The organism is Janthinobacterium sp. 1L-D-8-B-C4 (genome assembly GCF_057291295.1).
Window position 1 is genome coordinate 274,174 of sequence record NZ_JBXAVX010000003.1, and the last position, 12,241, is coordinate 286,414.

14 protein-coding genes and 1 tRNA gene are annotated in these 12,241 nt (G+C 59.3%); all 15 read left to right on the plus strand.

Annotated features, from left to right (window positions below):
* Window positions 1–80 precede the first annotated feature (80 nt).
* The 15 genes from AC0Z42_RS07125 (at window position 81) to nuoK (ending at window position 12,204) form a co-directional block, all read left to right on the plus strand.
* Entirely contained in the window at window positions 81–1,061 is a 981-nt protein-coding gene (locus AC0Z42_RS07125) for an NAD(P)H-quinone oxidoreductase (protein WP_485467538.1), read from the plus strand.
* 72 nt (window positions 1,062–1,133) lie between these two features.
* A complete protein-coding gene (tpiA, locus tag AC0Z42_RS07130; RefSeq protein WP_485467539.1) occupies window positions 1,134–1,883 on the plus strand; it encodes a triose-phosphate isomerase in 750 nt (249 codons plus the stop codon).
* 28 nt (window positions 1,884–1,911) lie between these two features.
* The gene (gene secG / locus AC0Z42_RS07135) at window positions 1,912–2,331 is read left to right on the plus strand and encodes a preprotein translocase subunit SecG (protein WP_485467540.1); all 420 of its coding nucleotides are present in this window, start codon (window positions 1,912–1,914) and stop codon (window positions 2,329–2,331) included.
* A gap of 181 nt (window positions 2,332–2,512) precedes the next feature.
* Window positions 2,513–2,597 (plus strand) — tRNA-Leu (locus AC0Z42_RS07140).
* A 178-nt stretch (window positions 2,598–2,775) separates the two neighbouring features.
* Window positions 2,776–3,135 carry an NADH-quinone oxidoreductase subunit A gene (locus AC0Z42_RS07145; RefSeq protein WP_485467541.1) on the plus strand — a complete coding sequence of 120 codons (360 nt, stop codon included), beginning with the start codon at window positions 2,776–2,778 and terminating at the stop codon, window positions 3,133–3,135.
* 3 nt (window positions 3,136–3,138) lie between these two features.
* Entirely contained in the window at window positions 3,139–3,615 is a 477-nt protein-coding gene (locus AC0Z42_RS07150; RefSeq protein ID WP_010399733.1) for a NuoB/complex I 20 kDa subunit family protein, read from the plus strand.
* Between the two features lie 17 nt (window positions 3,616–3,632).
* The gene (locus AC0Z42_RS07155; protein WP_485467542.1) at window positions 3,633–4,226 is read left to right on the plus strand and encodes an NADH-quinone oxidoreductase subunit C; all 594 of its coding nucleotides are present in this window, start codon (window positions 3,633–3,635) and stop codon (window positions 4,224–4,226) included.
* Window positions 4,226–5,479, plus strand: a complete 1,254-nt coding sequence (locus tag AC0Z42_RS07160; RefSeq protein ID WP_065310655.1) for an NADH-quinone oxidoreductase subunit D — start codon at window positions 4,226–4,228, stop codon at window positions 5,477–5,479. The genes AC0Z42_RS07155 and AC0Z42_RS07160 overlap by 1 nt, the downstream gene beginning before the upstream one ends.
* 12 nt (window positions 5,480–5,491) lie before the next feature.
* Window positions 5,492–5,971, plus strand: coding sequence for an NADH-quinone oxidoreductase subunit NuoE (gene nuoE, locus AC0Z42_RS07165; protein ID WP_485467543.1), 480 nt, complete (start codon window positions 5,492–5,494; stop codon window positions 5,969–5,971).
* On the plus strand, window positions 5,968–7,263 hold the full coding sequence (gene nuoF, locus AC0Z42_RS07170; protein ID WP_426086353.1) for an NADH-quinone oxidoreductase subunit NuoF: 1,296 nt from the start codon (window positions 5,968–5,970) through the stop codon (window positions 7,261–7,263). Before nuoE ends, nuoF begins: the two co-directional genes overlap by 4 nt.
* Before the next feature lie 22 nt (window positions 7,264–7,285).
* Entirely contained in the window at window positions 7,286–9,619 is a 2,334-nt protein-coding gene (nuoG, locus tag AC0Z42_RS07175) for an NADH-quinone oxidoreductase subunit NuoG (protein WP_485467544.1), read from the plus strand.
* On the plus strand, window positions 9,619–10,701 hold the full coding sequence (nuoH, locus tag AC0Z42_RS07180) for an NADH-quinone oxidoreductase subunit NuoH (protein ID WP_485467545.1): 1,083 nt from the start codon (window positions 9,619–9,621) through the stop codon (window positions 10,699–10,701). Before nuoG ends, nuoH begins: the two co-directional genes overlap by 1 nt.
* A 14-nt stretch (window positions 10,702–10,715) precedes the next feature.
* Entirely contained in the window at window positions 10,716–11,204 is a 489-nt protein-coding gene (gene nuoI / locus AC0Z42_RS07185) for an NADH-quinone oxidoreductase subunit NuoI (protein ID WP_065310660.1), read from the plus strand.
* 65 nt (window positions 11,205–11,269) lie between these two features.
* Window positions 11,270–11,899 (plus strand): NADH-quinone oxidoreductase subunit J, encoded by a 630-nt coding sequence (locus AC0Z42_RS07190; protein WP_308925415.1) that lies wholly within the window; start codon window positions 11,270–11,272, stop codon window positions 11,897–11,899.
* A complete protein-coding gene (nuoK, locus tag AC0Z42_RS07195) occupies window positions 11,896–12,204 on the plus strand; it encodes an NADH-quinone oxidoreductase subunit NuoK (RefSeq protein ID WP_065310662.1) in 309 nt (102 codons plus the stop codon). The genes AC0Z42_RS07190 and nuoK overlap by 4 nt, the downstream gene beginning before the upstream one ends.
* Window positions 12,205–12,241: the final 37 nt, after the last annotated feature.

Here is a 12,241-nt window from a genome sequence, read left to right on the forward strand (position 1 = left end):
TAAGTCGCTTCGTGGACCGGTGTCTGCAAGGCGCGCAAGCTTGGCGTACAATCGCACTTTCCCTTTGAAAGAGCCTTGCCATGCGCGCAGTTGAAATCAGCCAGCCCGGCCCCTCCGATGTCCTGAAAATCGCCGAACGGCCGCAGCCGCAATGGAAGGCCGGCGAATTGCTGATCAAGGTGCACGCGGCCGGCATCAACCGCCCTGACGTGCTGCAGCGCCTGGGCAAATACGCGCCTCCTGCCGGCGCCTCCAACCTGCCCGGCCTGGAAGTGGCGGGCGAGATCGTCGATGGCGATTTTGCCGGTACCGCTTTCAAGGTGGGCGACCTGGTCTGCGCGCTGGTGCAGGGCGGCGGCTATGCCGAATATTGCGCCGCACCGGCTGGCCAGTGCCTGCCGCTGCCGAAAGGCTTGACGGCGTTGGAGGGCGCGTCCTTGCCGGAAAACTTCTTTACCGTCTGGAGCAATGTGTTCGACCGCTGCGCGCTGTCCGGCAGCGATACCTTGCTGGTGCAAGGTGGCAGCTCGGGTATCGGCGTGGCGGCGATCCAGTTGGCCAGCGCGCTGGGCCACCGCGTGTTCGCCACGGCAGGCAGCGATGAAAAAGCGCGCGCCTGCGAGGCACTGGGCGCCGAGCGCGGCATCAATTACCGTACCGAAGATTTCGTTGCCGTCGTCAAGGAGCTCACCGGCGGCAAAGGCGTTGACGTGATCCTCGACATGGTCGGTGGCGACTACCTGCCGCGCGAGATCGCCTGCCTGGCCGACGATGGCCGTATCGGCCTGATCGCGGTGCAGGGCGGTACGAAAGCCGAGCTGGACCTGGGCACCTTGCTGCGCCGCCGCCTGACGGTGACCGGTTCGACCTTGCGTCCGCGGTCTGTGGAATTCAAGGCTGCCGTGGCGCGTCATTTGCGCGAGACCGTCTGGCCGCTGATCGAAGCGGGCAAGATCAAGCCGGTGATCTATAAAACCTTCCCATTGGACAAGGCCAACGAGGCGCATGCACTGATGGAAGCGAGCACCCACATCGGCAAGATCATGTTGCAAGTTGCTTGAAAGCAGCAGCTGGCGGTTTGACCGCCAACAGAGGTAGCGTTAGAATGACGGGTTATTAAAATTTAGGCTACTATGCGTCGCAAACTCGTCGTCGGAAATTGGAAAATGAACGGCAGTCGCACCTCGAACGCGGTGTTATTGTCTGAAATAGTTGCTGGTTTGGCCGCCGATGGCGCCGCCAGCGCTGTCTGTGTGCCAGCGCCTTACCTGGCGCAGTGCCAGGCGCAATTGACAGGCTCAGCTTTGGCCTGGGGCGCGCAGGATGTTTCCGCGCACGCCAGCGGCGCCTACACCGGAGAAGTCTCGTTAGCCATGCTGCAGGATTTTGCCAGCAGCTACGTGATCCTGGGGCACTCCGAGCGCCGCGCCTACCATGGCGAGACCGACGCGCAAGTGGCGGCCAAGACGGTTGCCGCGCTGGCGGCGGGCATCACGCCCATCGTCTGCGTCGGCGAGCATCTCGACGAGCGCGAAGCAGGGCAGACCGACGCCGTGGTGGCCAAACAATTGAATGCGGTGCTCGAAGCGATTCAAGCGGACGACGTGGCGAAACTGATACTGGCTTACGAGCCGGTCTGGGCGATTGGCACGGGCAAGACGGCCACGCCGCAAATGGCGCAGGAAGTGCACCAGTTATTGCGCGGCCATCTGGCGGCAAAGAATGCGGTAGCGGCCGCCGGCGTGCAGATCCTGTACGGCGGCAGCATGAAGCCGGAGAACGCAAAAGAATTGATGGCAATGCCGGATATCGATGGCGGTCTGATCGGTGGGGCGGCATTGAAGGCGGCGGATTTCCTGGCGATTATTCACGCCGCTGATTGAATTACTTTAAACTAAGAATGGAATTGCAATGAACATGATGTTCAATCTGGTAGTCGTGGTACAGGTAGTGTCCGCTTTGTCGATTATTGCGCTGGTATTGCTGCAGCATGGCAAGGGCGCCGACATGGGCGCCGCATTCGGTTCCGGCGCGTCCGGCAGCCTGTTCGGTGCCACGGGTTCGTCGAACTTCATGTCGAAGTCGACCGGCGTGGCCGCCGCCATCTTTTTCGGCGCCACCCTGGCGCTGTCGCTGATGGCCAACCAGCGCGCAACCACAGTGGGCGGCGGCGTGATGGACAAGGTTGTCAAGCCGGTGCCAGTGACCGGCGCTGGCGCCATTCCTGGTGCCGCTCCGGCCGCGCCAGTGGCGCCGTCGACAGGCGTGCCAGCGGCAACCGTGCCGGCTGCGCCAGCTGCCGAAACGCCGGCAAACACGATTCCAAAATAATTTGGCGTGCTGGTCGAGAGTAATTCTCATTACGGGCAGAATATTGCTCAATGTTTTAGCAGTGCGGTAGGAAAAAGCAGTACAGAGTCATTAGCTGTAAAAATTTATCGTTTTTAATCCGTATTTAATGCATTTGTGTATTAACTTTGACAGTAAAGCGGAGTAGAATACGGGCCTTACCGCCGACGTGGTGAAATTGGTAGACACGCTATCTTGAGGGGGTAGTGGCGAAAGCTGTACGAGTTCGAGTCTCGTCGTCGGCACCAGAAATCAGAAGCCAGCAACGGCGCACGAGCCATGGCTCGTTCAAAGTTGCTGGCTTTTTTTACGAGGATGTGTCGTTCGATCCTGATCGTAGCCCTGATTGGGATCGTGCGTTAGATACGCTGCAAATCATCGCGGCGTCCTCATTTAACCGATCGTTCAATATAAGCTCATCAAATCGTGAACCTCGAAAATTACTTCCCCGTCCTGCTGTTTATTATTGTCGGCCTTGGTGTCGGCATCGCGCCCCAGGTCCTGGGCCGCATCCTGGGTCCTCACCGGCCTGACGCAGCAAAACTCTCCCCGTACGAATGTGGTTTCGAAGCATTCGAAGACGCGCGCATGAAATTTGATGTGCGCTACTATCTGGTTGCAATCCTGTTTATTTTGTTCGATCTGGAAACGGCATTCTTTTTCCCATGGGGCGTGGCAATGCGCGACCTGGGCTGGGCCGGTTTCGTCACGATGATGGTGTTTATCGCCGAATTCGTGGTCGGATTTTGGTACATTTGGAAGAAAGGTGCCCTTGACTGGGAATAAGCCATGGCTATTGAAGGCGTATTAAGCGAAGGTTTCATCACCACCTCGGCCGACAAGCTGATCAACTGGGCGCGTACCGGGTCGATGTTCCCGATGACGTTCGGTCTGGCCTGCTGTGCGGTCGAAATGATGCACGTGGGCGCAGCCCGCTACGACATGGACCGCTTCGGCGTCGTGTTCCGTCCATCGCCGCGTCAGTCCGACGTGATGATTGTTGCAGGCACCTTGTGCAACAAGATGGCACCGGCACTGCGCAAGGTCTACGACCAGATGGCCGAGCCGCGCTGGGTCATCTCGATGGGTTCCTGCGCCAATGGCGGCGGGTACTACCACTATTCGTATTCCGTGGTGCGTGGTTGCGACCGCATCGTTCCCGTTGACGTGTATGTGCCCGGCTGCCCTCCGACAGCTGAAGCGCTGCTGTACGGCATCATGCAACTGCAGAACAAGATCAAGCGTACCAGCACGATCGCACGCTAACCGGGCCGCTTCAGATTATGACAACACATTTAGAAGTATTGCAAAACGCCCTCGGCACTGCCCTGGGCGAACGCGTCAGCACCAGCGTTGCGCTGGGCGAAGTCACGCTGGTCGTCAAGGCCGAGGACTACCTGGCCGTGATGCAGACCTTGCGCGACGATCCGACCCTGCATTTCGAGCAAATGCTCGACCTGTGCGGCGTCGACTACCTGACCTATGGCGACGGCACCTGGACCGGGCTGCGTTACGCGGCCGTTTCGCATTTGCTGTCGGTCAAGCACAACTGGCGCGTGCGCGTGCGCGTGTTCGCGCCCGACGACGAGATGCCGCTGCTGCCATCGGTGGTGAACATCTGGCGTTCGGTCAACTGGTACGAGCGCGAAGCGTTTGATCTTTTGGGCATTCTGTTCGAAGGCCATAACGACTTGCGCCGCATCCTGACCGACTATGGTTTCATTGGCCATCCGTTCCGCAAGGACTTCCCGGTTTCCGGTTATGTCGAGATGCGCTACGACCCGGAACAGAAACGCGTGATTTACCAGCCCGTGACGATCGAGCCGCGGGAAAACGTGCCGCGCGTGATCCGCGAAGAACATTACGGGATGAAATAATGGCTGAGATTAAGAATTACACCCTGAACTTTGGGCCACAGCACCCGGCCGCGCACGGTGTGCTGCGTCTGGTGCTCGAGCTCGATGGCGAAGTCATCCAGCGTGCCGACCCTCATATCGGCCTGCTGCACCGCGCCACCGAAAAATTGGCCGAACAGAAGACCTACCTGCAATCGGTGCCGTACATGGACCGTCTCGACTATGTGTCGATGATGTGCAACGAGCACGCCTACGTGATGGCGATCGAGAAGCTGCTGGGCCTGGAAGTGCCGCTGCGCGCCCAATATATCCGCGTGATGTTCGACGAGATCACCCGCGTGCTGAACCACCTGATGTGGCTCGGCGCGCACGCGCTCGACGTCGGCGCCATGGGCCCGTTCCTGTATTGTTTCCGCGACCGCGAAGACCTGTTCGACTGCTACGAAGCGGTGTCGGGCGCGCGCATGCACGCGGCATACTACCGTCCGGGCGGCGTGTACCGCGACCTGCCGGATGCAATGCCGCAGCACAAGGCCTCGATCATCCGCAACGCCAAGGCGATTGCCAAGCTGAACGAAAACCGCCAGGGCTCCCTGCTGGACTTCATCGAAGACTTCACGCGCCGTTTCCCGACTTACGTCGACGAATACGAAACCTTGCTGACCGATAACCGTATCTGGAAACAGCGTACCGTCGGCATCGGCGTGGTCTCGCCCGAAGATGCGCTGGCAATGGGCTTTACCGGCGCCATGCTGCGTGGCTCGGGCGTGCAGTGGGACTTGCGCAAGCAGCAGCCGTACGAAGTGTACGACCTGATGGACTTCGACATTCCTGTGGGCACCAACGGCGATTGCTACGACCGCTATCTGGTGCGCGTGGAAGAGCTGCGCCAGTCGAACCGCATCATCAAGCAGTGCGTCGAGTGGCTGCGCAACAATCCGGGTCCTGTCATGACCAGCAACCGCAAGGTGGCGCCTCCGGGCCGCGTCGACATGAAGACCAACATGGAATCGTTGATTCACCACTTCAAGCTGTTTACCGAAGGATTCCACGTACCGCCGGGCGAAGCCTACAGCGCGGTCGAACATCCGAAAGGCGAGTTCGGCATTTACCTGGTGTCCGACGGCGCCAACAAGCCGTATCGCATGAAACTGCGCGCACCCGACTATGCCCATTTGCAGTCGCTCGACGAAATGGCGCGTGGACACATGATTGCCGACGCCGTGACCATCATCGGTACGCAAGACATCGTGTTCGGCAGTATTGACCGCTAAGAGGCAAAAAGTATGTTGTTATCAGAGCAGTGCTATAAAAAGATTGACCGCGAGCTGGCCAAGTATCCGGGCGACCAGCGCCAGTCGGCCGTGATGGCTGCGCTGGCCCACGCCCAGGATGAACTGGGCTGGCTGGCGCCGGAAACCATGAAGGAACTGGCCGACTATATCGGCATGCCGGCGATTGCCGTGCAGGAAGTGGCAACGTTCTACAATATGTACAACGTGAGACCGGTCGGCAAGCACAAGATCACCGTGTGCACCAACCTGCCATGCGCCTTGTCGGGCGGCGTGCGCGCTGCGGAATACCTGAAGCAGAAACTGGGCATCGATTTCCGCGAAACCACCCCGGACGGCCAGTTCACGCTGGTCGAAGGCGAGTGCATGGGCGCTTGCGGCGATGCGCCTGTCTTGCTGGTCAGTAATAAAACCATGTGCAGCTGGATGTCGAACGAGAAGATCGACGCCATGCTGGAGGAACTCAAGAAATGACGTCACTCCACAACCGCCATATCGATCCATTGATCCTGAAGGATCTGGATGGCAAGAACTGGCATTTGCAAGATTATGTGAACCGCGGCGGCTATTCGGCCCTGCGCCGCATTCTGGAAGAGAAGATCACGCCGGAACAGATCATCGCCGACCTCAAGGCTTCGTCCTTGCGCGGCCGTGGCGGCGCGGGTTTCCCGACCGGCCTGAAGTGGAGCTTCATGCCGCGCCAGTTCCCGGGCCAGAAATACCTCGTCTGCAATACAGATGAAGGCGAGCCGGGCACTTTCAAGGACCGCGACATCATTCGTTACAATCCCCATGCCCTGATCGAAGGCATGGCCATCGGCGCTTACGCGATGGGCATCACCGTCGGCTACAACTATATCCACGGCGAGATCTGGGCCGAATACGCGCGTTTCGAAGAAGCGCTGGAAGAGGCGCGCGCCGCCGGTTTCTTGGGCGACAAGATCATGGGCAGCGAGTTCTCGTTCCAGTTGCATGCGCACCATGGTTATGGCGCCTACATCTGCGGCGAAGAAACCGCGCTGCTCGAGTCCCTGGAAGGCAAGAAAGGCCAGCCGCGCTTCAAGCCGCCTTTCCCGGCCTCGTTTGGCCTGTACGGCAAGCCGACCACCATCAACAACACGGAAACCTTTGCGGCCGTGCCGTTCGTGCTGAACATCGGTCCGGAGAAATACCTGGCGATGGGCAAGCCGAACAACGGTGGCTCGAAGATCTTCTCGATCTCGGGCGACGTGGAATTGCCGGGCAACTACGAAGTGCCGCTGGGCACGCCGTTTGCCAAACTGCTGGAACTGGCAGGCGGCATGCGTGGTGGCAAAAAGATCAAGGCCGTGATTCCTGGCGGCTCGTCCGCGCCGGTGATCCGCGGCGACATCATGATGCAGACCGACCTGGACTACGACTCGATCGCCAAAGCCGGCTCGATGTTGGGTTCGGGTGCCGTCATCGTGATGGACGAAACACGCTGCATGGTCAAGGCGCTGGAACGCCTGTCCTACTTCTACTTTGAGGAATCGTGCGGCCAGTGTACGCCTTGCCGTGAAGGCACAGGCTGGATGTACCGCATGGTGCATCGCATCGAGCAGGGGCAGGGTCGTCCAGACGACCTGGACATGCTCAACTCGATCGCCGACAACATCCAGGGCCGCACCATTTGCGCGCTGGGCGATGCGGCTGCCATGCCGGTACGGGCCTTCATTAAGAATTTCCGTGAAGAATTTGAATATCATATCGAGCACAAGCATTGCTTAGTGCCCGCATATATCTAAGCTGCGTCAGGTAACGATCACCATGGTTGAAATCGAAATAGACGGCAAAAAAGTCGAAGTCCCTGCTGGTAGCATGGTGATGGACGCCGCCAACAAATTGGGAACCTACATTCCGCACTTCTGCTATCACAAGAAATTGTCGATCGCAGCGAACTGCCGCATGTGCCTGGTCGAAGTGGAAAAGGCTCCAAAGCCTTTGCCCGCTTGCGCGACCCCGGTCAGTGCCGGCATGATCGTGCGCTCCGCCAGCGATAAAGCTGTGCAGGCGCAAAAGTCGGTCATGGAATTCCTGTTGATTAACCACCCGCTCGATTGCCCTATCTGCGATCAGGGCGGCGAATGCCAGTTGCAGGATCTGGCAGTCGGCTACGGCAAGAGCGAATCGCGCTACAAGGAAGACAAGCGCGTCGTGAAACCGAAGGAAGCCGGCCCGCTGGTCTCGATGCAAGAGATGGCGCGCTGCATCCAGTGCACCCGCTGCGTACGCTTTGGCCAGGAAGTGGCCGGCGTGATGGAGCTGGGCATGATCGGCCGCGGCGAACACTCGGAAATCGTGTCCTTCGTGGGCCAGACGGTCGACTCCGAACTGTCGGGCAACATGATCGATCTGTGCCCGGTCGGCGCCTTGACCTCGAAGCCGTTCCGCTACAGCGCCCGTACCTGGGAACTGTCGCGCCGCAAATCGGTCAGCCCGCATGACGGCCTGGGCGCCAACCTGATCGTGCAAGTGAAAGCTGGCAAGGTCAAGCGCGTACTGCCGCTGGAAAACGAAGCCGTCAACGAATGCTGGATCTCGGACAAGGACCGTTTCTCGTATGAAGCGCTGGACAGTTCCGAACGCCTGACCTCGCCAATGCTGAAGCAGGGCAACGAGTGGAAAGAAGTCGATTGGCAAACCGCGCTGGAATACGTGGCGCACGGCCTGAAAAACATCAAGCATGAACATGGCGCTGACGCCATCGCCGCGCTGGCCACGCCGCACTCGACCGTGGAAGAACTGGTACTGCTGCAAAAAGTCGTCAACGGCCTCGGTTCCGAGCACGTCGACTTCCGCCTGCGCCAGACCGACTTCGCGCTCGACGCGAGCGTGAAACCTTGGCTGGGCATGCCGATCAACGAATTTGGCCAGATCAAGCGCGCCTTCGTCATCGGCTCGTTCCTGCGCAAGGACCACCCGTTGCTGGCCACGCGTTTGCGCGCCTCCGTCAAGGGCGGTGCCAAGCTGTCGATCCTGCACGCGTCCGACGACGAGCAGCTGATCAATATCGCCAACAAGATGATTCTAGCGCCAAGTGATTGGCTGGCTGCCTTGTCGGAAGTGGTGGTTGCGGTGGCGAAAGCCAAAGAAGTTGCAGCTCCTGCCGGTTTCGATGCCGTCAACGCATCCGATGTGGCCGTCAATATCGCCGCCAGCCTGATGGCCGGCGACCATGGCGCCATCCTGCTGGGCAATGCGGCAACGCAGCACCCGCAAGCGTCGCAGCTGCACGCTGCCGCGCAATGGATCGCCGAACAGACTGGCGCTACCCTGGGTTACCTGACGGAAGCGGCCAACACGGTCGGCGCGCACCTGGTTGCCAAGCCGCGCACGAATGTGCAAGCCGCATTTGCCGCACCGAAAAAAGCCTACGTGCTGCTGCACGCCGAGCCGGAACTCGATGCCGCCAATCCACAGGCGGCCCGCGCCGCACTCGACAGCGCCGACATGGTCGTTGCCATGTCCGCCTTCAAGCACGGCATGGATTACGCCGACGTGTTGTTGCCGATCGCGCCGTTCGCCGAAACCTCGGGTACGTTCGTGAACTGCGAAGGCCGCGCGCAAAGCTTCAATGGCACCGTGAAACCGCTGGCCGAAACCCGCCCGGCCTGGAAAGTGCTGCGCGTCCTGGGCAATATCCTCGGCCTGCCAGGTTTCGACTACGACACTTCGGAAGCGATCCGCGACGAAGCGTTTGGCGTCGGCGTGACCGACCTGTCGGCACAGCTGAACAACATCGCCAAGAACGCACCGCAAGCGGCTTCGTACGCACCGGCTTCGCCTGCACTGCAGCGCATCGCCGACGTGCCGATCTACTTTGCCGACGCACTGGTACGCCGCTCCGAACCGTTGCTGCGCACGGCCGACGGCGCCACGCCGCAAGCCCATCTGTCGGCCGAACTGGCTGGCAAGCTGGGCATCAAGGCCGGCGACAAGGTCAAGGTCGCGCAAGGCGCGGGCAGTGCCATCCTGGTGGCCGCGATTCATGCCGGCCTGCCAGCCAATGTGGTGAAAGTGTCGGCGGCGCATGCCTCGACCGCCCAGCTTGGCGGCATGTTCGGTGACATCACCGTAGAAAAAGCAGAGGGGAACATCTGATGGCGCTGCCTGAATTCGTAAACGTCATCAATACCGGCGGGCAGAACCTGCTGGGCGTGACCTGGCCGTTCTTCTGGACCCTGATCAAGATCCTGTGCGTGCTGCTGCCGCTGATGGGCCTGGTTGCTTACGCCACCTTGTGGGAGCGCAAGCTGATCGGCTGGATCCAGATCCGCGTCGGCCCGAACCGCGTCGGGCCTCTGGGCCTGCTGCAGCCGATCGCCGATGCGCTGAAACTCTTGTTCAAAGAGATCATCATCCCGTCCAAGGCCGCCAAGGGCCTGTTCGTGATCGGTCCGATCATGACCATCATGCCGGCCCTGGCCGCCTGGTCGGTGGTGCCGTTCGGCCCGGAAGCGGTGCTGGCCAATGTCAACGCCGGCTTGCTGCTGCTGCTGGCGATTACCTCGATGGAAGTCTACGGCATCATCATCGCCGGCTGGGCCTCGAACTCGAAGTACTCGTTCATGGGCGCCATGCGCGCTTCGGCACAGATGATCTCGTATGAAATCCCGATGGGTTTCGTGATGGTGATCGTGCTGATGGTGTCGGGCAGCCTGAACTTCATCGACATCGTCGGCGGCCAGCAGATCGGCTACTTCGCTGAAAAAGGCGTGAACTTCCTCTCGTGGAACTGGCTGCCGCTGCTGCCGATGTTCGTCATCTACCTGGTCTCGGGCCTGGCCGAAGCGAACCGCCACCCGTTCGACGTGGTCGAAGGTGAGTCGGAGATCGTGGCCGGTCACATGGTTGAATATTCGGGCATGGCCTACGCCATGTTCATGCTGGCCGAATACGCCAACATGATCCTGATCGGCGCTTTGGCATCGATCATGTTCCTGGGCGGCTGGTCCGCACCGTTTGCCTTCCTCGAATTCTGGGGCGGTTTCGGCGGCTTCTTCTGGCTGTTTGCAAAAACCTTCTTTATCGTCTCGCTGTTCGTCTGGGTGCGTGGTACTTTCCCCCGCTACCGTTATGACCAGATCATGCGCCTCGGTTGGAAAGTGTTTATCCCGTTGACGCTGGTCTACCTGGTCTTCGTCGCTGCCTGGATGCAGACATCCTGGAATATTTGGAAGTAAGAGAGTGCATACGAATGGATAAGGTAAAAGATTTTTTCAGCAGTCTCCTGTTAGGCGAGCTGATCAAGGGCATGGCGCTGACCGGCAAGTACATGTTTTCGCGCAAGATCACGGTGCAGTTCCCGGAAGAGAAGACACCGATCTCGCCGCGTTTCCGTGGCTTGCACGCGCTGCGCCGCTACCCGAACGGCGAGGAACGTTGCATCGCCTGCAAACTGTGCGAAGCGGTTTGCCCGGCGATGGCCATCACGATCGAATCGGAACAGCGTGACGACGGTTCGCGCCGTACCACGCGCTACGATATCGATTTGACCAAGTGCATCTTCTGCGGTTTCTGCGAAGAATCCTGCCCGGTCGATTCGATCGTCGAAACGCACGTGCTGGAATACCACGGCGAGAAACGCGGCGATTTGTATTACACGAAAGAGATGTTGCTGGCCGTGGGTGATCGTTATGAAAACGAAATCGCCGCCGCACGTGCCGCCGACGCACCTTATCGCTGATGGATGCGCCGCAGCCAGTGGCTGCGGCGCGCCCCTCGTTCATCTGTACGTCTATTGGGTTTTTTATGGACTTTAAAACAATTTTGTTTTACGCCTTCTCGCTGATCTTGATTCTGGCAGCGACGCGCGTCATCACGGCCCGTAATCCGGTCCACGCAGTACTGTTCCTGGTGCTGTCCTTCTTTTCCGCAGCAGGCATCTGGATGCTGCTGCAAGCTGAATTCCTGGCCATCGTGCTGGTGTTGGTGTATGTCGGCGCCGTGATGGTGCTGTTCCTGTTCGTGGTCATGATGCTCGATATCAATATCGACCGCATGCGCGAAGGTTTCTGGGGCTACCTGCCTTTGTCGGTAACGGTGGGTGTGATCATCGTGCTGGAAATGGCCGCCGTGCTGTGGCATGGTTTCCGCAATTTCTCGCCGAGCATCGCACCGGCCAACATCAACCTGGGCGGCACCAAGGAACTGGGCCTGCTGATCTACACCCAGTATGTGTTTGCGTTTGAAATCGCCGCCGTGGTGCTGCTGGTGGCGATCGTTGCCGCAGTTGCACTGACGTTGCGCAAGCGCAAGGACACCAAGCATTTTGCTCCTGGCGATGCGGTACGCGTCAAGCGCAATGATCGCCTGAAGATCATCAAGATGGATCCGGTCGTCGAGCGTCCTGCGGCGCCGGAAGTTAAGGAGACACCATGACACTTACGCTCACACATTTTTTGGTCCTGGGCGCGATCCTGTTCGCAATCTCGATCGTCGGTATTTTCCTGAACCGCAAGAACATCATCGTATTGCTGATGGCAATCGAATTGATGCTGCTGGCGGTGAACATGAACTTCATCGCGTTTTCCCATTTCCTGGGTGACGCGGCCGGTCAGATCTTCGTTTTCTTCATCCTGACGGTTGCTGCCGCTGAGTCGGCTATCGGTCTGGCTATTCTGGTGGTGATGTTCCGTAATCTGGATACCATCAACGTCGAAGACCTGGACAGCCTCAAAGGCTGATGTTTTTCAGACTCGATCTCTCGAATAATAACGATTA